At 69.1% G+C, this 23393-nt stretch carries 18 protein-coding genes; 7 read left to right on the top strand and 11 right to left on the bottom strand.

Annotation, left to right across the window (positions count from 1 at the left end; genetic code table 11):
- Positions 1-202: 202 nt before the first annotated feature.
- From E5A74_RS11755 to E5A74_RS11735, 5 genes are all read right to left on the bottom strand, one after another.
- Complete coding sequence (locus E5A74_RS11755) at positions 203-2263, bottom strand: glycoside hydrolase family 97 protein (protein ID WP_135985077.1); 2061 nt, start codon at positions 2261-2263, stop codon at positions 203-205.
- A gap of 117 nt (positions 2264-2380) precedes the next feature.
- On the bottom strand, positions 2381-2872 hold the full coding sequence (locus E5A74_RS11750; protein ID WP_166745772.1) for a GAF domain-containing protein: 492 nt from the start codon (positions 2870-2872) through the stop codon (positions 2381-2383).
- Positions 2873-3001: 129 nt separating this feature from the next.
- Positions 3002-4303 carry an OmpP1/FadL family transporter gene (locus E5A74_RS11745; RefSeq protein WP_135985073.1) on the bottom strand — a complete coding sequence of 434 codons (1302 nt, stop codon included), beginning with the start codon at positions 4301-4303 and terminating at the stop codon, positions 3002-3004.
- Between the two features lie 49 nt (positions 4304-4352).
- Positions 4353-4763 (bottom strand): DUF2147 domain-containing protein, encoded by a 411-nt coding sequence (locus E5A74_RS11740; RefSeq protein ID WP_135985071.1) that lies wholly within the window; start codon positions 4761-4763, stop codon positions 4353-4355.
- Between the two features lie 164 nt (positions 4764-4927).
- Positions 4928-6304, bottom strand: coding sequence for a helix-turn-helix domain-containing protein (locus E5A74_RS11735; protein ID WP_135985069.1), 1377 nt, complete (start codon positions 6302-6304; stop codon positions 4928-4930).
- A 152-nt stretch (positions 6305-6456) separates the two neighbouring features.
- On the opposite strand from E5A74_RS11735, the gene aceA reads away from it, so the two are divergent.
- Positions 6457-7740, top strand: coding sequence for an isocitrate lyase (aceA, locus tag E5A74_RS11730; protein ID WP_135985067.1), 1284 nt, complete (start codon positions 6457-6459; stop codon positions 7738-7740).
- A gap of 14 nt (positions 7741-7754) precedes the next feature.
- Entirely contained in the window at positions 7755-7907 is a 153-nt protein-coding gene (locus tag E5A74_RS20930) for a hypothetical protein (protein ID WP_166745773.1), read from the top strand.
- Between the two features lie 108 nt (positions 7908-8015).
- Here E5A74_RS20930 and E5A74_RS11725 read toward each other — a convergent pair whose 3' ends face one another.
- A complete protein-coding gene (locus E5A74_RS11725; protein WP_240699775.1) occupies positions 8016-9467 on the bottom strand; it encodes an MFS transporter in 1452 nt (483 codons plus the stop codon).
- Between the two features lie 150 nt (positions 9468-9617).
- On the opposite strand from E5A74_RS11725, the gene E5A74_RS11720 reads away from it, so the two are divergent.
- Both E5A74_RS11720 and E5A74_RS11715 read left to right on the top strand, forming a co-directional pair.
- Positions 9618-10763, top strand: coding sequence for an acyl-CoA dehydrogenase family protein (locus E5A74_RS11720; RefSeq protein WP_135985065.1), 1146 nt, complete (start codon positions 9618-9620; stop codon positions 10761-10763).
- Between the two features lie 142 nt (positions 10764-10905).
- A complete protein-coding gene (locus tag E5A74_RS11715) occupies positions 10906-11694 on the top strand; it encodes an SDR family oxidoreductase (protein WP_135985063.1) in 789 nt (262 codons plus the stop codon).
- On the opposite strand, the gene E5A74_RS11710 is transcribed toward E5A74_RS11715, so the two are convergent.
- From E5A74_RS11710 to E5A74_RS11695, 4 genes are all read right to left on the bottom strand, one after another.
- On the bottom strand, positions 11691-12026 hold the full coding sequence (locus E5A74_RS11710; RefSeq protein WP_135985061.1) for a UrcA family protein: 336 nt from the start codon (positions 12024-12026) through the stop codon (positions 11691-11693). The two genes, E5A74_RS11715 and E5A74_RS11710, sit on opposite strands and share 4 nt — an antisense overlap.
- 87 nt (positions 12027-12113) lie before the next feature.
- The gene (locus E5A74_RS11705) at positions 12114-13610 is read right to left on the bottom strand and encodes a M56 family metallopeptidase (RefSeq protein ID WP_135985059.1); all 1497 of its coding nucleotides are present in this window, start codon (positions 13608-13610) and stop codon (positions 12114-12116) included.
- The gene (locus tag E5A74_RS11700) at positions 13610-13984 is read right to left on the bottom strand and encodes a BlaI/MecI/CopY family transcriptional regulator (RefSeq protein ID WP_135985057.1); all 375 of its coding nucleotides are present in this window, start codon (positions 13982-13984) and stop codon (positions 13610-13612) included. Before E5A74_RS11700 ends, E5A74_RS11705 begins: the two co-directional genes overlap by 1 nt.
- A 108-nt stretch (positions 13985-14092) precedes the next feature.
- The gene (locus E5A74_RS11695) at positions 14093-16351 is read right to left on the bottom strand and encodes an NADP-dependent malic enzyme (protein WP_135985055.1); all 2259 of its coding nucleotides are present in this window, start codon (positions 16349-16351) and stop codon (positions 14093-14095) included.
- Positions 16352-16839: 488 nt separating this feature from the next.
- Here E5A74_RS11695 and mutS point away from each other — a divergent pair, with 488 nt between their 5' ends.
- The 3 genes from mutS to E5A74_RS11680 all read left to right on the top strand — a co-directional run bounded on the left by mutS (position 16840) and on the right by E5A74_RS11680 (position 21569).
- Positions 16840-19422 carry a DNA mismatch repair protein MutS gene (gene mutS, locus E5A74_RS11690; protein ID WP_135985194.1) on the top strand — a complete coding sequence of 861 codons (2583 nt, stop codon included), beginning with the start codon at positions 16840-16842 and terminating at the stop codon, positions 19420-19422.
- Positions 19423-19670: 248 nt separating this feature from the next.
- Positions 19671-20480, top strand: a complete 810-nt coding sequence (locus E5A74_RS11685) for a DUF815 domain-containing protein (RefSeq protein ID WP_135985053.1) — start codon at positions 19671-19673, stop codon at positions 20478-20480.
- A gap of 75 nt (positions 20481-20555) precedes the next feature.
- On the top strand, positions 20556-21569 hold the full coding sequence (locus E5A74_RS11680) for a sensor histidine kinase (RefSeq protein ID WP_166745774.1): 1014 nt from the start codon (positions 20556-20558) through the stop codon (positions 21567-21569).
- Here the strand turns inward: E5A74_RS11680 and E5A74_RS11675 are convergent.
- The gene (locus tag E5A74_RS11675; RefSeq protein WP_135985049.1) at positions 21566-23344 is read right to left on the bottom strand and encodes an ABC-F family ATP-binding cassette domain-containing protein; all 1779 of its coding nucleotides are present in this window, start codon (positions 23342-23344) and stop codon (positions 21566-21568) included. The genes E5A74_RS11680 and E5A74_RS11675 overlap by 4 nt on opposite strands.
- Positions 23345-23393: the final 49 nt, after the last annotated feature.

The raw sequence follows: 23393 nt of genomic DNA, 5'->3' as shown, positions 1-23393 counted from the left end.
GATCCCTCCGTTGCCCTCGCTGCGGAGTGGATCATAGGCACGTTTCCGAAACGGAATCTACGGTGCCCGATCAGATCCTCCCCCGGAGGGGGAGGGGGACCGCGTAGCGGTGGAGGGGTAGGTGCCGCGAGCGACGTCGCCCGAGGAGAATACCCCTCCGTCAGCCTGCGGCTGCCACCTCCCCCTCCGGGGGAGGATCTTGCTATTTCACCGCCTTGAACCGGATCGCCACGCCGCCGCCCGGTGCCAGCCGCAGCGTCATCGCGTCGGCGGCCGTCACGCGCCGCTTCTCGATCATGATCGCGTGCCGCTTCTCGGTGCGATAGTCGGCATCGTCGCCGTCGCGATAGATCTGCGCCTCATAGGCCTTGCCCGGCGCGAGGAAGTCGAGCTTCACCTCCATCGACCGCGCCTGCTCGTCGCCGACCGCGCCGAGATACCAGTCCTGCCCGCCGCGCTGCTTGCGCGCGAAGGTGACGTAATCGCCGACTTCGCCGTTCAGCACCCGCGTGTCCTCCCAGTCGGTCGGCACGTCCTTGATGAACTGGAACGCCGCCATGTGCTTCGCGTAATTCTCGGGCAGGTCGGCCGCCATCTGCACCGGCGAATAGAGCACGACATAGAGCGCCAGCTGCTTGGCCTCGGTCGACAGGATCGGCGTGCCGCCCTTGCCGGTCAGGCTCAGCACGCCCGGGGTGAAGTCCATCGGCCCCGCGAGCATCCGGGTGAACACCATGTTCGCCTCGTGCTCGGGCGCGTTCTTGGGCTCGCCCCATGCGTTGTATTCCTGTCCGCGCGCGCCTTCGCGGCTCACCCAGTTCGGATAAGTGCGCCGCAACCCGGTGTCCTTGATCGGCTCGTGCGCGTCGATCGCGATCCGGTATTTGTGCGCCATCTCGAGCACGCGCAGGTGATGCTGCGCCGAGAATTGCCCGTCATGCCATTCGCGCAGCGGCTCGCCGTTCGGCCCGACGCGCTCGAGCTGCCCGGCATCGGTGACATAGCCGGTCTTGACCACGCTCTCGCCGTGCGCCGCGGCGAAGGCCATGCCGCGCTCGAGCTGATCCTCATAATGGCTCGGCGAGCCGCCGGTCTCGTGATGTCCGATGATCTGGACGCCCTTGTTCTTCGCATAGGCGGCGAGCGCCTCGGCATCGAACCACGGCGCCGGCGTGTCGAACTGGAAGCCCTTGCCGTTGGCGAACCATTCGGTGTCCCAGCCGACATTCCAGCCTTCGACCAGCACGCCGGGAAAGCCGTGCTTCGCGGCGAAGTCGATATAGCGCTTCACATTGGCGGTCGCCGCGCCGGGCTTCGGCGTCGAGCCCCAGCCCGCGGTGCCGAGGTGCATCTCCCACCACACGCCGACATATTTGGACGGCTTGAAATAGCTGACGTCGCCGAGCTTGTTGGGTTCGTTCAGATTGAGCTCGATGTGCGACATATAAAGCCCGGGCGCGTCGTCGCTGAGGATCATCGTCCGCCACGGCGTCACGAACGGCGTGCCGCGCACCACCTTGGCCCCGCCGGCACTCGGGATCAGCACCGTCTTGAACTTCGTCCCCTCGACCCGCTGGAGCCACGTCCCCGAATAATCGACCAACGCCGCCTCGTGGAACGCGATATGGGTGCCGTCCTTCAGCTTCACCGTCAGCGGGGTGTGCGCGAGCGGCACCGACGAGATCGGCGTGCGGTTCCACTGATATTCGTCGCGGTTCCATTCGGAGCCGGGGATCCACCACGCCTCGCCGTCCTGCGTCAGCGCGAACTCGGTCATCTCGTCGGCGATGTGCGCGGTCTTGAGATTGGGCTGCTCGGGCAGCTCGTAGCGGAAGCCGACGCCGTCGTCGAAGACACGGAACACCACGTCCATCACCCGGCCGAGATCTTTGCTCTCCTTGAACCGCACGCGCAGCTCGTTGTGGCGATCGCGGATCGTCTTCCATTCGCCCCAAGGCTGCTCCCAGCTGGTGTCGACGCTGCTGCTGGCCTTGCTTTCGATCCGGAAATTGCGCTGCATCTTCGCCGCGTCGGTGAACAGGAAACCGAGCGCCGAGGGGGCGATGATCTGCTTGCCGCCGCGGCTGACCGAATAGAGCGGCCGCCCGTCACCGTCGGTGGTGACCGAGACGCTGATCCGCCCGTCGGGAGAGGCGATCGTCGGCGCATTGGCGTCGGCGCGCGCGGTCGTCGATTGCTCGACCTGCGCTGCGGCCGGAACCGCAACCAGCAGAGCGCACAGCGCCCATAGCCCACGCAGCATGATACTCTCCCGCAAATCGACTCTGTAACCGTTTACAGACTACGATAGCGGCAGGCCGCGCAGCCTGACAAGCAAAGCCGCCGCCGCGCCGTTACGAATACGAATGCAGCGCCCGAATCAGCCGAGCAGCGCGTCGGTCACCCGGCTTGCGAGGGTCTGCAGCTCGGTGCGCGCCTGGGGGAGCAGCTGCGCGCGCGGCAGCGTATCGATCGCGCACAGCGCGCCCAGCACCTCGCCGGTCGGCGCGATCAGCGGCGCGCCGACATAGAAGGCGATCCTCGGCTCCCCGCGCACCAGCGGGTTTCCCGCGAAGCGGCGGTCGAGCCCGGCGTTGAAGATCACCATGACATTGTCGGGGTTGAGGATCGTGTGCCCGCAAAACGAGATCGCCCGATCGATTTCGTCGAGGTCGCTGCGATAGCGCGAAGTGACGATCATCTTCTCGCGATCGATGATCGTGGCGATGCCGAACTTGGCGTCGAACAGCGTCGCCGCCTCGGCGACCAGCGCATCGGCGGCGCGCGAGCGCTTCTTCGCCGCGCCATAGCGGTCGACCGCTGCCTGGCGCTCGGCCTCGTTCGCGGGGTTGGCAGGCCTCAGGAAGGACAACACGTTGAAAATTCCAGATTTCTGATCGTACTCCGCGCTAGGCGAAAGACTCCCAAGAAATCGTAACGCGCGCCCTACGCGAAAGAACCGCTCGCCGCCGCATCGGTTCAGCGACGGCGAGCAGGATCGTCAGAAACGCAGCCGCCCGCCGAGCGACAGCACGAACGCATGCGCGTCCTGCAGCTCGCCCGAAGTCAGGATCGGGGTCTGCGCCGCCGTGCCAGCATAGGCCGCGGTGACGCGATCGATCGTCGCATCCTTGAAGTCGACATAGTTGGCGCCGGCATCGAGCGTGAAGCCCGGGGTCAGCGCATAGGAGGCGCCGACGCCGTAGTTCCAGCGGTCCGAATCGGGCACGCGCGCGTCGCGCTCGCCGTCGCGGGTCGGGGTCTGGGCGTGCTGGACGCCGGCGCGCAGCGTCAGCTTCTGCGACGCCGCATAGTCGAAGCCCGTCGCGAGGCTCCAGCTGTCGCGATAATTCTGCGGCAGCGCGGCGTTGACCGGCGCGCCGAGGCGGATCGCGTCGAACTTGTTCCAGCCATAATGGACGACCTGACCGTTGAGCGTGAACCGATCGGTCAGGCGGAAGCGCGCGCCGACGATCACCTGCGCCGGCGTGTAGAAATTCGCCTCGATGTCCGACAGCGACATGTTCGAGCCGGCGAGCGGGCCGACCAGCCCGCTGACCTCGAGGTCGCCCTTGAGGTTGTGCTTGATCGCCGATTTATAGGTCACGCCGATCGTGGCGAACGCGTTGTGCATCTGGAAGCCGGCGCTCCAGCCCAGATCCCAGCCATTGCCCTTCAGCTCCTGCCGCCCGTCGGGCAGCGCCGCACTGACGTTGGGCAGCGCGTTGGCGAGGCTGGCATCGGTATATTCGACGTTCACGCCCGCGCCGACGCGCAGCCAGTCGGTCACCGCCACCGCCAGCGTCGGCTGGATGTCGATCGTGCGCAGGCTGGTCTTGAGCGCGCTGTAGCGCGCCCAGCTCGTATCGGGATAGTCGGTGGTGAAGCTGTAGGGCGAGGTCACCGACAGGCCGACCGCGACGCGGTCGCCGAGCGGGATCGCGATCGCGCCCGAAGGGAGCACGCCGTTGTTGATCGGGTTGCGCGTCGCCGCGTCGCCGCCGACCGGCGCGAAGGTGCCGCCCGGACGGCGGATCAGCGTGCCGGTATCGGCGACTTCGCCGCGCGGCAGGATCAGCGAGGCATTCACAGTCGCCTCGGCGTCGGTCATTCCGGCGATCGCAGCGGGGTTCCACCACAAGGACGCGGCGCCGGTATCGGCGGCTTCGCCCGAAAAGGCGCGGCCGGCGGCGCGGGCGGACTGTTCCTGGAGGTAGAAGGCCTGGGCATTGGCCGAGGCGGCGAATCCGAACGCGCTCCCCAGCGCGGTTGCGGCGACGAGCGAAAGCTTGAGATACGACATTTTGGGGTCCTTGTACGCAGATACTGAAAAGCAGCGGGGCGCGCGCGGGTCAGCGCACGCGGGTCCAGGTCTGGGTCTTGCAGAACGGCTTGAACACGCAGCCGCGGACCTTGAGCGTGTCGGGGCCCGCGGGGGTCACGTCGGCGCCATAGGTCTTGCCGTCCTCGGCATTGTAGATCTTGCCGCCGGTCCAGCCATCGCCGCTGCGGGTGAAGCCGGCGAGGATCTGGAGCCCGCGCAGCGGCCGGCCGCGCAGCGCGGCATTGCTGTTGTTGGCGTCCTTCAGGTTGGGATCGGTGCGGATCTTGTCCGAGGTGAGCAGCCGTCCGCAGATCGAGGCGCCGCAGCGCTGGATCTCGACGATGCCGCCGCGCGTCTCGGTGCGCCAGCGGCCGATCGCGGAGTCGGTCGATTGCGGGGCAGCCGCCGCGATCGACAGGCCAACCAGGGTAAGCAACATATACGTCCTCTCGAAACGCCTCCGGGCTTTAGCCCTGTGAGGACTGGAGTGCAGCCGGGTGAAACCCGGACCCGCACGCGCAACCGCGGGCGGAGCGCGCTGGTTCCAAAGGAAACCGACCGCATTATGTCCTTTTGTGTCCGGAAAGTTGCGCCCGCGGCCGCTCAGTCGCCCGCGAAACCGAAGGGCGTGACGCCGCTCTCGCGTTCGTTGAGCAGCAGCGCGCGCCCCGCCGGCGGGGCCGATCGCTGCGGACAATCGGGGCGCGTGCACGCCCGGCAGCCGAGCCCGGCGGGCACCGCCCGACCGGCGAGGTCCTGCCCGGACGCTACGGCAAGCCCGCCCGCATTGTCCGCCGCCAATCCGAGCCCGATCGCGAAGCGCGCGTGCAGCCCGCTGCGATCGCCCTGCGGCCGGACCGCGTGCGCCAGCGTGAACCAGCGGCTGCCATCCTCGAGTTCGAGCAGCTGGACCAGCAGTTCGTCGGGACGCGCAAAGCCCGCAAAAATATTCCACAGCGGACAGATTCCCGGCCCCTCGACCAGCGGCGAACCGCTCGCGCCCGCATATCGTTTCGATACCTGCCCCGCGCGATCGACTCGAATCAGGAAGAAAGGCAGCCCGCGCGCGCCGACGCGCTGGAGCGTAGTCAGCCGGTGCGCGACCTGGCTGAAGCTCGCCCCGAAGCGGCGCTGGAGCAGTTCGAGATCATAGCCGCTCGCCTCGCATGCGCGCAGGAAGCGTGCATAGGGCATCATCACCGCCGCGGCGAAATAGCCGGTGAGGTGCCGCCGGTAGAGCCGCTCGGCAGCGCGATCGAGCCCGGCCCCCTTGGCCAGCGCATCGATCTCGCCGCGCGCTTCCTCGGCGAGCCGCCCCGCCAGCGCGAAGCTGCGCGCCGATGCGTCGAGCAACTCCGACAGCTGGATCTGGCGCGCGTGGAGGTCGAGCCGCAGCGTCCGGTCGGGCATCACATCGGCGGGGAGGATGCGCACCGAGAGCTGGTGCCGCACCCGCAGCCGCTCGGCCATCGCGCCGTAGAGATCGCCCGCCGCCAGCCGCAATTCGTCGGCCAGCGCCTCGGCCGCCGCGTCGAGATCGGCGAAATGGTTGCGCCAGCGCTCGATCTCGCGGCGCACCTGCCGCCCCGCATCGTCGGGCTCGGTCTCCGCCGCCCCGCCCCCGCCGATCCGGTCATAGGCGCGCGCGAACGCCTCGGCGCCGCCCGGCGCGCCGGCCAGCCATTCCTCCATCTGGTGCCGGTCGATCTCGAGATCGGCGAAGATCGGATCGGCGAGCCGCCGCCGGATCGCCTCGGCGCCACCGCCGGGCTCGCTCGCCGCCAGCGCGCGGGGATCGAAATCATAGGTCTCGACCAGCCGCAGCAGGAGCGTCGCCGAGACCGGCCGCTGGTTGCGCTCGACGAGATTGAGATAGCTGGCCGAGACGTCGAGCGCCTCGGCCATCGCCGCCTGGGTGAGCCCGAGCTGGCGGCGCAGCCTGCGCACCGCGTGCCCGGCGAAGAGCTTGGCATCGGCCATGCGCCAAGTTTGTATGATTCTTTACAGCCACACAAGCCGAACTTGGCCTGAGGAGCACCTGAACACGCCAAAATAGGCGTTTTGGCCTCACCTTCCCGCACTTTCCGCGCCAAACAGATTGCATCCGCTGCCGCTTGTGAAGGATCACACAGATGACCACGCCGTTCGACGATCTCGTTTCCGCCCCCGCCGGCCGGTTCGACGGCATCGTCCGCCCCTATTCGGCCGACGACGTGACCCGGCTGCGCGGCTCGCTGCCGATCGAGCACAGCCTCGCCCGCCGCGGCGCGCTCAAGCTGTGGGAGCTGCTCAAGAGCGAGGACTATATCCACGCGCTCGGCGCGCTGTCGGGCAACCAGGCGATGCAGATGGTCCGCGCCGGGCTGAAGGCGATCTACCTCTCGGGCTGGCAAGTCGCCGCCGACGCCAACACCGCCGGCCAGATGTATCCCGATCAGTCGCTCTACCCGGCCAATGCCGGCCCCGAGCTGGCGCGCAAGATCAACGCCACGCTCCAGCGCGCCGACCAGATCGAGCATATGGAAGGCGGCGCCACCCGCGACTGGTTCGCCCCGATCGTCGCCGATGCCGAGGCCGGCTTCGGCGGGCCGCTCAACTGCTTCGAGATCATGAAAGCCTATATCGCCGCAGGCACCGCCGGGGTGCATTATGAAGACCAGCTCGCATCGGAGAAGAAATGCGGGCACCTCGGCGGCAAGGTGCTGATCCCCACCCAGGCGCATATCCGCAATCTCGACGCGGCGCGCCTCGCCGCGGATGTCTGCGGCGTGCCGACGGTGATCTGCGCCCGCACCGATGCGGAGTCGGCTCGGCTGATCACCTCGGACGTCGACCAACGCGACCACGAATTCCTCACCGGCGAGCGCACCGCCGAGGGATTCTTCCGGCTGAAGGAAGGCACCGGCGTCGATCACTGCATCCAGCGCGGGCTCGCCTTCGCCGCCCATGCCGATCTGCTGTGGTGGGAGACCTCGAAGCCCAATCTCGACGATGCCCGCCGCTTCGCCGAGGCGATCCGGCGCGCGCATCCGAACAAGATGCTCGCCTATAATTGCTCGCCGAGCTTCAACTGGGAGAAGAATCTCGACCGCGACGACATCGCCCGTTTCCAGCGCGAGCTGGGCGCGATGGGCTACAAGTTCCAGTTCGTCACGCTCGCCGGCTTCCACCAGCTCAACTACGGCATGTTCGAGCTCGCCCGCGGCTATCGTGACAGGGGCATGGCCGCCTATTCGGAGCTCCAGCAGGCCGAGTTCGCCGCCGAGGCGAACGGCTACACCGCGACGCGCCACCAGCGCGAGGTCGGCACCGGCTATTTCGACGCGATCGCCCAGGCCGTGGCCGGCGGCGCCAGCTCGACCACCGCGCTCGCCGAGAGCACCGAGACCGCCCAGTTCAACCAGCAAGCTGCCTGAAAGGAGGCACGACCATGACCGAACCCCAACGCAGCCGCGCCGTCTTCTCGACCGAGGATTTCCGCCTGCTCCGCGAAGCCGTCGGCACGCATCTCCACCAGATCAAGGATCGGCCGGAATCGACCAAATACGCCAATCTCTATCACCGCCTCGGCCGCGTCGCCTGAGGCCAGACTTTCCTGGGGAGGAAAGGATGCTCGCCGGGGTTCCGCCCCCGGCGGGCATTTCCTGCACCCCGTGCTGCGGACCCCGAACGCCCCTTCGCGCTGGGGCGACTATCCTTGCGACGCCAGCCGCGCGACCCGCGCGAGATGCTCGTCCTTGCCGAACGGGAAGCGCCGGTAGAAGAACGCCGCCGCGAAGCCGAGCCCGAGATAGAGCCCGGCGAACAGGATCGTCAGCCGATCGACCGTCGCCACCGGCACGCTCCCCGGCTTCGCCGCCTCGGGAAAGCCGGCGATCGCGAGGATCGAGCCCGCGACGAAGATGCCGAGCCCGCTGGTGCATTTCTGGATGAAGAACGCGCCGGCGAAGAACACGCCCTCCGAGCGCCGCCCAGTCTCGACTTCCGAATGCTCGACGACATCGGCCATCATCGACGCGCCGAGGATCGTCGACGAAACCGAGCAGGTCGCATTGATCGTGAAGATCGACAGCAGCAGCGGCACGAGGATCGGGTTGCCCGGGGTGGGAAACACCCCGGCGAGCCGCAGCCAATAGGGCAGCGTCAGCAGCAGCGCCGCGGCGAGCATGAACCCCATCGCCGCCACCGGCTTGCCGGTCCGCTTCGCCACCCGCGGCGCGATCAGGAAGGCGCCCACCACGCCGAGCAGCAGGATCACCCCGAGCCACTGGAAGTCGGCGCCGCGAAATCCCCAGACATGCGCGTAGAGATAGTTGGACAGCGCGTAGCTGATCCCCTGCGCCGAATAATAGCAGATCCCCGCCGCCATCAGGATCAGGAAGGCGCGGTTGCGCACGCTCTCGCGCAGCTCGCGGAAATTGGCGCCGAGCGACTGACGCGCGATCTCGGGGCGCGGCAGCCGCCCGATCTCGCGGTGCGTGCCCAGCGCCGAGACGAGGATCGCGACGAACATCGCCGCCGCCCCGGCAAAGGCGAAGCCGACATAGCCCTGGCGGTTGAGCAGCCCGGTCACCTGTCCCGGCTCGGGGGCGAGGAAATAGCTGTACGACGCGATCAGCATCGCCATCCCCCCGGCCCAGCCGAACAGGTAGCGATAGGCCATGATCCGGGTGCGCTCGTCATAATCGGCCGAGAGTTCGGGGCTCAGCGCCTGCGACGGCACCTCATAGGCCGAGACCGCGGTGCGCACGAGCACCGCGCTCGCGAACACCCAGACCAGCATCGCCCCCTGCGACCAGGCCGGCGGGTTCCATAGCAGCAGCCAGCCCAGCGCGATCGGCGCGGCGGAGGCGTACATCCACGGATGCCGCCGCCCCCAGCGACTGCGGGTGCGATCCGACAGGAAGCCGATCGCCGGGTCGATGAACGCATCGAGCAGCAGCGCGCACATGATCGCGAAGCCGACCTGCGCCGAGGGCAGCTTGAGCACCTGATTGTAGAAGAGCAGCAGGAAGGTGGAGAAGCAGAAGTCCTTCACCCCATAGGCGACCGCGCCGAAGCCATAGGCGAGCATCGTGCCCTGCCGCACCCGACGCACCGGCGGGATCGCCGCGGCACCGCTGCTCGCTTGCTCTGCCGCCATCGGACGATCCTCTCACGCTCACGATTGCACCGACCAGCATAGGTGGTGTCCTAGCCCAGTCAATCACGCGTATTGGAATATTCGGTACGGCTTGCAGCATACGAATAGGGAGCTATAGCTTTCGCCTTCGAACAGCAGGAACGCTTCACGATGGCGCTCGACCCCGAAATCTTCGACACGCTGATCGACACGATCCGCCGCTTCGTGAGCGAGCGGCTGCGCCCGCTCGAAGGCGAGGTCGAGGCCGCCGATGCGATCCCCGACGCGATCGTCGAAGAGATGCGCGGCCTCGGCCTGTTCGGCCTGTCGATCGCCGAGGAATATGGCGGGCTCGGGCTGACGATGGTCGAGGAATGCAAGGTCGCGATCGAGCTCGGACGCACCACCCCCGCCTTCCGCTCGACCTTCGGCACCAATGTCGGGATCGGCAGCCAGGGGCTGGTGATGGCCGGCAGCCCCGCGCAGAAAGCCGAATGGCTGCCGCGCATCGCCAGCGGCGAGGTGATCACCAGCTTCGCGCTCACCGAGCCCGATGTCGGCTCCGATTCGGGCGCGGTGAAGACCCGCGCCGTCCGCGACGGCGATGTCTATCGCCTGTCGGGCACCAAGCGCTTCATCACCAATGCCGACAAGGCGCAGCTGTTCACCGTGATGGCGCGCACCGGCGACGAGCCCGGCGGGCGCGGCGTCTCGGCCTTCCTCGTCCCGCGCGATCTGCCCGGCCTGTCGATCGGCGAGCCCGAGAAGAAGATGGGGCAGAAGGGCGCGCGCGTCGCCGATGTCGTGTTCGACGATACGCCGGTCCCCGTCGCCAACCGGCTCGGCGAGGAGGGCCAGGGCTTCAAGATCGCGATGCAGGTGCTCGATCGCGGACGGCTGCACATCTCGGCGGTGTGCGTCGGCGTCGCCGAGCGGCTGATCGCCGATTGCGTCGCCTATGCCAGCGAGCGGAAACAGTTCGGCAAGCCGATCGCCGAGCACCAGCTGATCCAGGCGCTGATCGCCGATTCGAAGACCGAGGCGATGGCCGCGCGCGCGCTGATGCTCGAGACCGCCGCGAGGAAGGACGCCGGCGAGAACACCACGATGGAAGCCGCCGCCACCAAATATTTCGCCAGCGAGATGGTTGGCCGCGTCGCCGATCGCGCGGTGCAGATCTTCGGCGGCGCGGGCTATATCGCCGATTACGGCATCGAGCGGCTCTATCGCGACGTCCGGCTGTTCCGGATCTACGAAGGCACCAGCCAGATCCAGCAGCTGATCATCGCGCGGGAAGTGCTGAAGCGCGGCGGCTAGAGCCGCATCCATTCCCCCTCCCGCTCGCGGGAGGGGTCAGGGGAGGGTTCAGCGCAATGCACTCTCGAACCGCATCCCGCTGAACCCTCACCCCGACCCTCTCCCGCAAGCGGGAGAGGGAGAAAAAACAGGAGAGATCAATATGGACACCACCAACCTGTTCCGCCTCGATGGCCGCGTCGCTCTGGTCACTGGCGGATCGCGCGGGATCGGGCGGATGATCGCCACCGGCTTCGTCGCGCAGGGGGCGAAGGTCTATGTCTCGTCGCGCAAGCCCGAGGCGTGCGAAGAGACCGCCGCCGCGCTCGGCGCGAATTGTATCGCGCTGCCACACGACATCGCCACCGTCGAGGGGTGCCGCGCGCTCGCCGCCGACCTCGCCGGGCGCGAGCAGCGGCTCGATATCCTCGTCAACAATGCCGGCGCGGCGTGGGGCGAGGATTTCGATACCTTCCCCGAAAGCGGCTGGGACAAGGTGATGAACCTCAACGTCAAGTCGCCCTTCTTCCTGACGCAGGCGCTGCACGATCTGCTCAGGGCGGGCGCCGCTGCCGGCCGCCCCGCCAAGGTGATCAACATCACCTCGATCGACGGCCAGCGGGTCAATCCGTGGGAAACCTACAGCTATCAGGCGTCCAAGGCGGCGCTGATCCACTTGACCCGGCGCATGGCCGCGCGGCTGATCCGCGACCATATCGTCGTCTCCTCGCTCGCGCCCGGCGCGTTCCCGAGCGACATGAACAAGGCCGCGCGCGATCACGGCGATGGCGTCGCCAGGCGCATCCCCGCGGGCCGGATCGGCGTCGACGAGGATATGGCCGGCGCGGCGATCTATCTCGCCAGCCGCGCCGGCGACTATGTCGTCGGCGAGACGCTCACCGTCGATGGCGGGCTCGTCAACGCCTCGCTCGGCGGCAGCATCGACGGCTAGAGCCGCCGGCCCGACACGCCGGCCTCGCGCAGCGCCTGCCGATAGGCATTGCGCACCGCGCGCGGCATGTCGGCGACCAGCGTCGAGCGGACCTGCTCGAAGCAATAGAAGCGATCGCTCTGCAGCAGCTGCGGCGTCACGTCGTCCTCGTGCTGCCGGCAGAAGCCGCGCGCGGCGGTCGCCACCCGGCCGCGCAGCTCGGCCCGGCCGGCGGCATCGTCGAGCGCCAGGTCGCCATAAGCGAGACGCGCCGTCGGCTCGAGCGGCTGCGCCGATGCGCCGGACGCGCAGGCGCCGAGCAGCGCGAACGGCAGGAAGATCAGAGTCCGCATGGCAAGTCTCCTTGATCGCCGGGCAAGCCGGCTCCGTGGCGCGAAATCGCGCGGTTGCTTTCGGTCCTCGCTTGAAGTGGGCGGGCGTCAGATCCCGCTGAGCTTGCGCCTCGCCTGTCTGTCGAGCCGCTCCGCCTGGCTGCGCAACGAGCCCGCCGCCCGCGCGTGCGCGAGGCGGATCTCGTTCGCGACATCGCCGTCGGCGGCGACGCGCTCGAGTTCCTGCGCTCGCAGGCGCAGCCCCTTCGCCGCCTCGGTCATCCCGCCGGCGACGACGCGCGCCTCATCCGCGTCGGTCCAGCCCGAAGACCGCGGAGGGTGCGGTGCGATGGCGCGCGCGCGGCGCGGTGCCGGCGGCTTGTAGTTCCCCGCGAGCGCCGCCTGCCACGCCGCAGCCTCGCTGTCGGGTGCCGGTGGAGTGGGACTCGCATGTCCGGCGTGCAGCTGCAGCACGAGGCTCGGGGCCACGGGCGCCTCGCGCGCCGGCGCCGCTGCCACCGGCCGAACCGGGCGCGGCGCGGCCGGCCGGCGCACCGCGGCGCGCGGTTGCCGCAGCGCGGGCACCGCCGCCGCCGGCGCGGTCGGGAGAAAGCTCGCCGGCGCGGGCGCGGCCACAGAGGTCGCCGGCGGCGCCGCCACCGCAGGTGCCGGCACGGTCGCGGGCACCAGCTGCATCGCGGCGAGCGGCGCCGCGGCAAGCGGTGCGGCGATCAGCATCGTCGCGCAGACCCATCGGCGCGCCGGCCGCGCCGCGCCCGCCTCGAGCACGCAGCAGATCCGCCGCCCCAGCGCGCTGTGCCCGATCGACATGCCGCACGCCGATCGATGCGCCGTGCCGCCGGCCAGCGCGAGCAGCGTCTGGGCATAGTCGGCGCGGCCGACATGCCCGAGCGCCTCGGCATCCGCCGCCAGCTCGGTCTGCCGCGCCAGCTCGCGGCCGAGCAGCCACACCAAAGGATTGAACCAGAAGACGAGCGTCGCCAGCTGCGCCGCGATCAGCACCGGCCAGTCGAAGCGGCGGATATGCGCCAGCTCGTGCGCGATCACCGCCTCGGCCTGCCCCGCCGCGCGCTCGGTGGCGGGGCTGATCAGCACCCAGGCCGGCGAGATCCCCCAGCTCACCGGCGCGGCGACGCGCGGGGTGACCAGCAGCCGCGCCGGCCGGCGCAGCCGCGCGGCGCGCATCGCGGCAAGCCAGCGCGCGTCGCTGGCCGGCACTGCCGCGCGCGTCCAGCGCCACAAGGTGCCCAGCCCGGCGGCGAGGCGCAGCAGCAACAGCCCCGCGCCCGCCGCATAGAGCGCGGCCAGCCAGTCGAAGGACGCCACCGGCGTCGCGTCGACCATCACTCCTGTCGCGGGAAGCGCCAGCGCCACCGGCGCCGCTTCGATCGCCGGGAGCACCGCGAGCTCGAGCTCGGGCCCGGCGAGCGCCAGCACGGGAAGCAGCAGCAACGCCGCCAGCGCCGCGCGGAGCAGCGCCACGCGCTCCCCCGCCGGGCGCCGGCGCAGCAGCCGGTTGGCGAGCAGGGCGAGCGCGGCGATCAGTCCCGACTTCCAGCCGAGATCGAGGAGCAGCTCGAGCATCACTCGGCCTCCTTCCGCGCCTTGTCGATCGCGCGCTGGAGCATGTCGATCTCCTGCGCGTCGAGCCCCGGCTCCATGCCGAGCAGCGCCGTCGCCGCCTGCGCCGCCGATCCCTGGAAGAAGGTCTGCACCAGCCGCTGCAGCGCGGTCTCGGCGACCTCCCCGGCCTGCGCGACCGGCGCATAGACATAGGCCTGGTTGACCGTGCGATGCGCGACCAGTCCCTTGGCCGCCAGCCGCGACAACAAAGTCCGCACCGCCGAGTCGCTCGGCGGCTCGGCCAGCGCGCCGCGCACCGCCGCGGCGGTGCCCTCGCCGAGGCTGCACAATATTTCGAATACCTCGCGCTCGCGGCGCGGCAGCGACTCGATCACCCGGACCCTCCTGCGACTGATATCCCAGCCTGCTACATTTGTAGCATGCTACATTTGTAGCAGCAAGCGGCGATTATGGTCCGGGCTTGCGCCGTCGGGCGCGGCCCGTCAGCGCGCGATCCCGCCCGCCGCCAGCACCGCCAGCGTCACCAGCTCGCTCGCGCTGGCGGTCATCGGCGCGATCTGGACCGGCTTCTCCATCCCGATCAGCATCGGCCCGATCGTCGAGTCGCCGCCGAGCTCGCGGAGCAGCTTGGCCGAGATGTTGGCCGATTGGAGCCCCGGCATGATCAGCACGTTGGCCGGGCCCGACAGGCGGCAGAACGGATAGTTCGCCATCTGGCGCGGATTGAGCGCGACGTCGGGCGACATCTCGCCTTCATATTCGAACTCGACCGTGCGCCCGTCGAGCACCTTGATCGCGCCGCGGACATTGTCGAGCCACTGCCCCTCGGGATTGCCAAAGTTCGAATAGCTGAGGAACGCCACGCGCGGCTCGTGCCCCATCCGCCGCGCGACCTGCGCCGCGCCCTCGGCGATGTCGGCGAGCTCCTCGGCATTGGGGCGCTCGTTGACCGTGGTGTCGGCGATGAACACGGTGTGCGACTGGCCGACCAGCACGTGCATCCCGAACGGCGTGCGCGCCGGCTGCGGATCGATCACGCGCTTCACCTGCCGCATCGATTCGGCCCAGGTGCGCGTCACGCCGGTGATCATCGCATCGGCCTTGCCGAGCTGAAGCAGCAGCCCGCCGAAGATGTTGCGGTCGCGATTGACCATGCGCTCGGCGTCGCGGCGCAGATAGCCGCGGCGCTGGAGCCGCGTGTAGAGGAACTCGACCATCTCGGGCACCAACGGCGAATTGACGCTGTTGTGCAGCTCGAACTCGTCCGGGTTGGCGCCGAGCGCGCGCAGCCGATCGTGCACCGATTCGCGCCCGACCAACACCGGCGTGCCATAGCCGCCTTCCTTGAACGCGATCGCCGCGCGCAGCACCACTTCCTCCTCGGCCTCGGCGAAGATCACCCGCTTCGGATTGGCGCGCGCGCCTTCATAGGCGAGCGTGAGCACCGAGGTGGTCGGGTTGAGCCGGGCGCGAAGCGACTGGCGATAGGCAGCGAAATCCTCGATCGGCTTGGTCGCCACCCCCGAATCCATCGCCGCCTGCGCCACTGCGGCGGGGACGATCTCCATCAGCCGCGGATCGAACGGCGCGGGGATGATATAGTCGGGGCCGAAGCTGTGCTGGACGCCATAGGCGAGCGCGACTTCCTCGGGCACCTGCTGGCGCGCCAGCTCGGCGAGCGCGCGCGCCGCGGCGATCTTCATCGCGTCGTTGATCGTCGTCGCACGCACGTCGAGCGCGCCGCGGAAGATGAACGGGAAGCCGAGCACGTTGTTGACCTGGTTCGGATAGTCCGAACGCCCGGTCGCGATGATCGCGTCGGGGCGCGCCGCCTTGGCGAGCGGCGGGCTGATCTCGGGATCGGGATTGGCCATCGCGAAGATGATCGGGTTGGGCGCCATCGTCTTGAGCAGCTCGGCGGGCAGCGAATTGGCCGAGGCGAGCCCGAAGAACACGTCGGCGCCGTCGAGGGCATCCGCCAGCGTGCGCTTGTCGGTGGCGACGGCATGCGCCGACTTCCACTGGTTCATGCTCTCCTGCCGGCCCTGATAGATCACCCCGGTCAGATCGAGCATCAGCAGATTGTCGTGCGGCAAGCCCATTGCCTTGATCAGCTCGGCGCAGGCGATCGCCGCCGCGCCGGCGCCGAGCATCACGCACTTCGCATTCTTGATGTCGCGCCCGGTCAGATGGAGCGCGTTGATCAGCCCCGCCGCGGCGATGATCGCGGTGCCGTGCTGGTCGTCATGGAACACCGGGATGTTCATGCGCTCGCGCAGCGTCTGCTCGATCACGAAGCATTCGGGCGACTTGATGTCCTCGAGGTTGATCCCGCCGAAGCTCGGCTCCATCAGCTCGACGGCGTCGATGAAGCGGTCGACATCCTCGGTCTTGAGCTCGAGATCGATCGAATCGACATCGGCGAAGCGCTTGAACAGCACCGCCTTGCCTTCCATCACCGGCTTGGAGGCGAGCGCGCCGAGATTGCCGAGGCCGAGGATCGCGGTCCCGTTGGAGATCACCGCGACCAGATTGCCCTTGGCGGTATAGTCATAGGCGAGCGCCGGATCCTCGGCGATCGCGCGCACCGGCACCGCGACGCCGGGCGAATAGGCCAGCGCGAGATCGCGCTGGGTCGCCATCGGCTTCGAGGCGATGATCTCGATTTTCCCCGGCCGGCCTTCGGAATGATAGAGAAGCGCCTCGCGCTCCGAAAACTGGACGTTCGATTCCTCAGCCATGCACCTCTCCTGATACCATTCCTTTAGGAGCGGCATCCGGGGGCCGCAACTCGTCCGGAAACCGGCGTATACGAAAATATGATAGCGCTACCAGCTTCTCCTTGCCCCTCCCTGCCAGGAAGGGGTAGCGGGTGGGTGCGAGCCGAAGACGCGCCCGCCGGGATGCCATCGAGGTTCGGTCCCGCCCGACCAGATCCGTCATCCCGGAAGTTAGGCTTTCCCGGAAAACCGCCAGGTTTTACGCTGGAAAGCCTTACTGTCCGGGATCCACCGCTCCACCAGCCATTGCCTCCCGGTGGATCCCGGACAGCGCAATTTGCTGGCCAAATCGGAGATTTGGCGAAAATTGGCTTCCGGGATGACGTGATCAGAGACAGGCTTCGGTCGCAGCCTTCCCCTTTGTCCCCAGGAAATCCACCGCACGGGTGTTGATCGCCCGGCCGCTTCGGCTAACCCGGGGCCGCATGTCCTCCGCGGCTCCCACTCCGATGATGGCGCAATATCTCGGTCTCAAGGCCGAGGCCGGCGACTGCCTGCTCTTCTATCGGATGGGCGATTTCTTCGAGCTGTTCTTCGACGACGCCAGGATCGCCAGCGCGGTGCTCGACATCGCGCTCACCGCGCGCGGCGAGCATGACGGCGAGCGCATCCCGATGTGCGGCGTGCCGGTCCATGCGATGGACGGCTATCTCGCCCGGCTGATCAAGGCCGGGCACCGCGTCGCGGTCGCCGAGCAGACCGAGACGCCCGAGGCCGCGCGCAAGCGGATGGGCTCCAAGGCGCTGGTCAACCGCGCGATCGTCCGCGTCGTCACCGCCGGCACGCTCACCGAGGAGGCGTTGCTCGACAGCCGCAGCGCCAATTGGTGCGCCGCGATCGGCGAGGCGGCGACCGGGGTGGCGATCGCCTGCGCCGATATCTCGACCGGCCGGTTCGAAGTGATCGAGACCAGTCCCGATCGCGTCTCCGCCGAGCTCGCCCGGCTCAACCCCGCCGAGACGATCGCCTGCGACGGCACCGGCTTCGCCGAGCTCGCCACCGCGACGCGGCCGAAGCCCGATTTCGACAGCGCCGGGGGCGAGGCGCGATTGGAGCGGCTGTTCGGCGTCGCCACGCTCGACGGGTTCGGCGGCTTCTCGCGCGCGGCGCTCGCCGCGGCGGGCGGGCTGGTCGCCTATCTCGACCACACCGCCAAGGGATCGCTCCCGTTCCTGCGCCCGCCGCGCCTCAGCCGCACCGACGCGGCGATGGCGATCGACGCCGCCACCCGCGAGAGCCTCGAGCTCAGCCTCAGCCAGGCCGGCACGCGCAAGGGCAGCCTGCTCGACGCAGTCGACCGCACCGTCACCGGCGCCGGCGCGCGGCTGCTCGGCCTCGACATCGCCGCGCCGCTGATGGACCGCGCCGCGATCGAGACCCGGCTCGATCTGGTCCAACGCCTCCACGACGATTCGGGGCTGCGCGATCTCGTCCGCGGCGCTTTGCGCGCGCTTCCCGATATCGGCCGCGCGCTCGGCCGGCTCGCCGCCGGGCGCGGATCCCCCCGAGATCTCGGCCAGCTGCGCGACGGGCTCGACGGCGCGTGGCGGCTGGGCGAGCGGCTCGACGCGATCGCCGAGCCTCCGCGCCTCCTCGCCGAACTGGCGCCGCAGCTGCGCGGGCACGGCGCGCTGATCGACCTGCTCTCACGCGCGCTCGTCCCCGAGCCGCCGATCGACGCATCCAATGGCGGCTATATCGCCGAAGGCTATGACGCCGCGCTCGACGATCTGCGCGATGCCGGCGCCGGCGGCCGCCGCGCGATCGCCGCGCTCGAGGCCGAATACCGCGCGCGCACCGGCATCGCCGCTCTCAAGATCCGCCACAACGGCGTGCTCGGCTATCATATCGAGGTTCCGGCCCGCGCCGCCGATCCGCTGATGAGGCCTGAGAGCGGCTTCACCCATCGCCAGACACTCGCCGGCGTGGTGCGCTTCAACGCCCCCGATCTCCACGACGTCGCGCTCAAGGTGACGCAGGCCGGCGCGCATGCGCTCACCGCGGAGGCGGCGCATCTCGAGGATCTCACCGCCAAAGCGCTCGAACGCCGCGAGGCGATCGCTGCCACCGCCGACGCGCTCGCCCGGATCGACGTCTCTGCCGGCCTCGCCGAGCGCGCCGCCGAGGGCGGCTGGGCACGTCCGGCGCTGGTCGATCATGGCTGTTTCGAGATCGAGGGCGGGCGCCACCCGGTGGTCGAGGAAGCGATCGCGCGCACCGGCGGGCGCTTCGTCGCCAATGACTGCAAGCTCTCCGAGGAGTCGCGGCTCTGGCTGGTCACCGGCCCGAACATGGGCGGCAAGTCGACCTTCCTGCGCCAGAACGCGCTGATCGCGGTGCTCGCCCAGGCCGGCAGCTATGTCCCCGCCGCTTCGGCGACGCTCGGGCTGGTCGACCGGCTGTTCAGCCGCGTCGGCGCGTCGGACAATCTCGCGCGCGGCCGCTCGACCTTCATGGTCGAGATGGTCGAGACCGCCGCGATCCTCGCCCAGGCGACGCCGCGCAGCTTCGTCATCCTCGACGAGGTCGGCCGCGGCACCTCGACTTATGACGGGCTCGCCATCGCCTGGGCGGTGGTCGAGGCGATCCACGAGGACAATCGCTGCCGCTGCCTGTTCGCGACCCATTATCACGAGCTCACCCGCCTCGCCGAGCGCTGCGACGCGCTGACGCTGCACCATGTCCGCGCGCGCGAATGGAAGGGCGATCTCGTCCTGCTCCACGAAGTCGCCGAGGGCCCGGCCGATCGCAGCTACGGCCTCGCCGTCGCCCGCCTCGCCGGGTTGCCGCCGCTCACGATCAAGCGCGCCAAGGCCGTGCTCGACAAGCTCGAGGCCGGCCGCGCGAAGACCGGCGGCATCGCCGCGGGGCTCGACGATCTGCCGCTGTTCGCCGCAGCGGCGGAGGCCGAGGAGGAAAAGGTCGACGCGCTGCGCACCGAGCTCGACGGCCTCGACATCGACGCGCTCAGCCCGCGCGAGGCGCTCGAGACGCTGTACCGGTTGAAGGGGCTGGCGGCGGACGGGGCGTGAGGGCCGCTCCCGCGCGCGGCGGGGTGACGAACGCGAACTGTCCTACACGCGCGGCCGATGTCACAATCCCGTCGGCTCTTTGACATCGTCGATCCGTTTTGTTGGATTTTCCGACGCAACAATATTTCCAATCCGCGCAACGCAAGAGTCGTTTGATCGCGACTCTTGCGACTCCAGGCCCCGCAAATCCTACGCGACTCGCGCAGCGGCGTAGGATTTCGGTCCGGCGCATCCTATAGCCGCCCGCGATGACCGACCCGATGACCCGCATCGCCGAAGCGCTCGAGCGCCTCGCCCCGCCGCCCGCGCCGCCTGCCGATCCGCTCGCCCATCCCGCCTATGTCTGGCGCGGGCACAGCCTCGCCGCCGCCCGCGCCTTCGCGCCGCTGCCGCTCGCGATGCTCCGCGGCATGACGCCGCAGCGCGATGCGCTGGTCGCCAACCTCGGGCGCCTGGCCGGGGGGCATGCCGCGCAGGACGTGCTGCTCTGGGGCGCGCGCGGCACGGGCAAGTCGGCCCTGGTCAAGAGCGCGGTCGCCGCAGTCCAGGCGGCGGGCGGCAATCTCGCATTGGTCGAGGCGGTCACCCAGCATCTCGACGCGCTGCCCGAATTGTTCGCGCTGCTCGCCGCATCGGCGCGGCCGTTCGTGATCTTCCTCGACGATCTCGGCTTCGACGCCGCCGGCGACGCCCGCGCACTACGCTCGCTGCTCGAGGGCGGGGCCGAGGCGCGGCCGGCCAATACAAGGCTGATCGTCACCTCGAACCGCCGCCATCTGATCCCGCGCGACATCGCCGAGCAGGCGAGCGCGATCAATCCGCGCGATTCGGTCGACGACAGCCTCGCGCTTGCCGACCGCTTCGGGTTGAGCCTCGGCTTCCACGCGATCGATCAGGACATCTATGTCGACATCGTCCGCGGCTATGCCGAAGCGCACGGCCTCGAATTCGATCCGGCCGAGGCGATCAATTGGGCAACGCGACGCGGGAGTCGGTCCGGGCGGGTCGCATGGCAATATGTTGTCGATCTCGCCGGAAGATCGGGCAAATCGCTGTAAAAATATTGATGGAGATCAACTTCGCCGTCACCGATGCTTGACTTGCCGCCCGCGCAGCCGCCTCATCCCGCGACTATGGGGCGCCTCGGAGAACTTGATCTGCCCGACTGGCTGGCGCCCTGGGTGCCGCGCTGGGTCACGTCGATCGCGATCGGGCTGCTCGCCACCGCCTGCGCCGCGCTGATCCGCTCGCTGCTCGACGCGCTGGTGCCCGGCGCCGCGATCTTCACGCTCATCTTCCCCGCGGCGATGATCGCCACGCTGTTCGCGCGCGGGCTCGCCGGGGTGACGACGAGCGCGGTATCGATCGGGTTCGGCTGGTATTATCTCTATCCGATCAAGGGCGCGTTCCGCTTCGAGAATCCCGAACAGGCCGTGACACTGGCCTCGGTGGTGATCTCGGCCGCGATCACCGTGGCGCTCGCCGAGATGTTCCGCCGCTCGGTCCGCCGCGCCGCGCACGAGCGCGACCGCCAGATCGCCGATCGCGAGCTGTTTCTCGAGGAGTTCGACCACCGGGTGAAGAACAACTTCACGCTCGTCGCCTCGCTGCTCGACATGCAGCGCCGCCGCGCCGGCGACGGCGAGACCGCCGATGCGCTGGGCAGCGCGCTCGCCCGGGTCGAGAGCATCGCCCGGGCGCACCGCCATCTCTATCGCGGCGGCGCGACGCCCGGGGCGGTCGACATGGCGACCTATCTCCACGAGCTGTGCGCCGCGCTGTCGGAGGCGCTGTTCCTGCGCGGGGCGATCACGCTCGACTGCGCTTCGGATCACGGCGCGCTGCCGCGCGACCGCGCGGTCTCGATCGGGCTGGTCGTCAACGAGCTCGTCACCAACGCCGCCAAGCATGCCTTTGGCGGGCGCGAGGGCGGCCTGATCGAGGTGCGCTTTGCCGCGCAGGCGCCGGGCTGGCGGCTGACGGTGACCGACAACGGCATCGGGATGAGCGCGGAAACCCGCACCAGGGGCCGGGCCGGCGGGCTCGGCCAGCGGCTGATCGACGGCTTCGTCCGCCAGGCGCGCGGCACGATGCGAGTAGAGACCGGGCCCGAAGGGACCACGGTCACCGTCGATCTCGAGGCCTAGCCCAGCGCCTCGACCTGCTCGGCCAGCTCGAGCCAGCGCAGCTCGGCGGCGTCCTTCTCGTCGCGCAGCTTGCCGATCGCGTCGCCCAGCTTCGCGAACCTGCCGGGATCGCGCGTGTAGAGATCGGGATCGGCGAGCGCGGCTTCGTCCTTCGCGATCTGCGCCTCGATTTCCTCGATCCGCTTCGGCAGCAGATCATAGTCGCGCTGATCCTTGTAGCTGAGCTTGGTCGCCTTCGCCTTCGGCGCCTCGGCTGGGGGCTTGGGCGCCGTCGCCTTTTTCGGCTCCACGCGCTGCGTGCGGCGCGCCTCCCAATCGGCATAGCCGCCCGCGACGACATCGACCTTGCCGCTGCCGTCGAGCCCGAGCGTCACCGTCACCGTGCGGTCGAGAAAGTCGCGGTCGTGGCTGACGATCAGCACGGTGCCTTCATAGTCGGCGATCACTTCCTGGAGCAGATCGAGCGTCTCGAGGTCGAGATCGTTGGTCGGCTCATCGAGCACCAGCAGGTTCGAAGGCCGCGCGAACTCGCGCGCGAGCAGCAGCCGCGAGCGCTCGCCGCCCGAGAGCGTGCCGATCTTCGCGTCGGCGAGATTGGGCTCGAACAGGAACTCCTTGAGATAGCCGTGGATGTGCTTCTTGACCCCGAGCACCTCGATCCACTCGCCGCCTTGGGTCAGCACGTCGCGCACCGACTTCGTCGGGTCCATCAGGCTGCGCTGCTGGTCGATGATCACTTCGTCGAGCGTCTTGGCCAGCCGCACGCTGCCTTCGTCGGGGGCGAGCTCGCCGGTGAGCAGCCTGAGCAGCGTCGTCTTGCCCGCGCCGTTCCTGCCGACCACGCCGATCCGGTCGCCCTTCGTGACCCGCAGCGTCAGATCCTTGATGATCGTGCGGTCCCCGAAGCGCTTGGTGATGTTCTTGGCGTCGATCACCACCTTGGTCTGGGCATCGTCGGAACCGATCGCGAGCTTGGCGGCGCCCTGCGGCCCCATCATCGCGGCGCGCTCGGCGCGCATTTCCTTGAGCTTGGAGAGCCGGCCCTGGTTGCGCCGGCGGCGGCCGGTGACGCCGCGAAGCAGCCAATGCTCCTCGATCTTGAGCTTGGCGTCGAGCCGCTGGGCGTTGCGCTCCTCCTCGGCATAGACCTGATCGGTCCACGCCTCGAACCCGCCGAACCCGATCTCGGCGCGGCGGATCGTCCCGCGGTCGAGCCACAAAGTCTGTTTGGTCAGCCGGGTAAGGAAGGTGCGATCGTGGCTGATCGCGATGAACGCGCCGTTGTAGCGGCTCAGCCAGCTCTCGAGCCAGTCGATCGCGGCGATGTCGAGATGGTTGGTCGGCTCGTCCATCAGCAGCACGTCGGGGTTCTGCGCCAGCGCGCGCGCGATTGCGGCGCGGCGGCGCTCGCCGCCCGAGGCGGTGGCCGCCTCGCGCCCGAGATCGATGCCGAGCTGGCCGGCGATCGCCTCTGCCTCGTGACGTTCGGGGGCGTCGTCGCCGGCAAGGACGAAATCGAGCAAGGTGGCGAAGCCGGTGACCTGCGGATCCTGCTCGAGCAGCACGACATGCGTCCCCGGCTGGATCGTGCGGCGGCCCTCGTCGCAATCGATCCGCCCGGCGATCAGCCGGAGCAGGGTCGACTTGCCCGCGCCGTTGCGCCCGATCAGCGCCAGCCGGTCGCGCGCGCCGATATAGAGGTCGAGCCCGCGGAACAGCCAGCCCGAGCCCTGGATCAGCCCGAGGCCCTCATATGCAAGTACAGGTGCAGCCATGGCGGGCCACCTAGGGCGCGGGCCGATGCACCGCAAGTTACAGTCGGCT

The organism is Sphingomonas naasensis (assembly GCF_004792695.1).
In the GTDB taxonomy this organism is placed as follows: Bacteria; Pseudomonadota; Alphaproteobacteria; order Sphingomonadales; family Sphingomonadaceae; genus Sphingomonas; species Sphingomonas naasensis.
This window is presented reverse-complemented; position numbering and strand designations above follow the sequence as displayed.

What these genes read in the sequence shown, in the direction of transcription:
- E5A74_RS11755 (WP_135985077.1), bottom strand. Translation starts at nt 2,263, where the DNA reads ATGCTGCGTGGGCTATGGGCGCTGTGCGCTCTGCTGGTTGCGGTTCCG.
- E5A74_RS11745 (WP_135985073.1), bottom strand. Translation starts at nt 4,303, where the DNA reads ATGTCGTATCTCAAGCTTTCGCTCGTCGCCGCAACCGCGCTGGGGAGC.
- E5A74_RS11740 (WP_135985071.1), bottom strand. Translation starts at nt 4,763, where the DNA reads ATGTTGCTTACCCTGGTTGGCCTGTCGATCGCGGCGGCTGCCCCGCAA.
- E5A74_RS11735 (WP_135985069.1), bottom strand. Translation starts at nt 6,304, where the DNA reads ATGGCCGATGCCAAGCTCTTCGCCGGGCACGCGGTGCGCAGGCTGCGC.
- aceA (WP_135985067.1), top strand. Translation starts at nt 6,457, where the DNA reads ATGACCACGCCGTTCGACGATCTCGTTTCCGCCCCCGCCGGCCGGTTC.
- E5A74_RS20930 (WP_166745773.1), top strand. Translation starts at nt 7,755, where the DNA reads ATGACCGAACCCCAACGCAGCCGCGCCGTCTTCTCGACCGAGGATTTC.
- E5A74_RS11725 (WP_240699775.1), bottom strand. Translation starts at nt 9,467, where the DNA reads ATGGCGGCAGAGCAAGCGAGCAGCGGTGCCGCGGCGATCCCGCCGGTG.
- E5A74_RS11720 (WP_135985065.1), top strand. Translation starts at nt 9,618, where the DNA reads ATGGCGCTCGACCCCGAAATCTTCGACACGCTGATCGACACGATCCGC.
- E5A74_RS11715 (WP_135985063.1), top strand. Translation starts at nt 10,906, where the DNA reads ATGGACACCACCAACCTGTTCCGCCTCGATGGCCGCGTCGCTCTGGTC.
- E5A74_RS11710 (WP_135985061.1), bottom strand. Translation starts at nt 12,026, where the DNA reads ATGCGGACTCTGATCTTCCTGCCGTTCGCGCTGCTCGGCGCCTGCGCG.
- E5A74_RS11705 (WP_135985059.1), bottom strand. Translation starts at nt 13,610, where the DNA reads ATGCTCGAGCTGCTCCTCGATCTCGGCTGGAAGTCGGGACTGATCGCC.
- E5A74_RS11695 (WP_135985055.1), bottom strand. Translation starts at nt 16,351, where the DNA reads ATGGCTGAGGAATCGAACGTCCAGTTTTCGGAGCGCGAGGCGCTTCTC.
- mutS (WP_135985194.1), top strand. Translation starts at nt 16,840, where the DNA reads ATGATGGCGCAATATCTCGGTCTCAAGGCCGAGGCCGGCGACTGCCTG.
- E5A74_RS11685 (WP_135985053.1), top strand. Translation starts at nt 19,671, where the DNA reads ATGACCGACCCGATGACCCGCATCGCCGAAGCGCTCGAGCGCCTCGCC.
- E5A74_RS11680 (WP_166745774.1), top strand. Translation starts at nt 20,556, where the DNA reads ATGGGGCGCCTCGGAGAACTTGATCTGCCCGACTGGCTGGCGCCCTGG.
- E5A74_RS11675 (WP_135985049.1), bottom strand. Translation starts at nt 23,344, where the DNA reads ATGGCTGCACCTGTACTTGCATATGAGGGCCTCGGGCTGATCCAGGGC.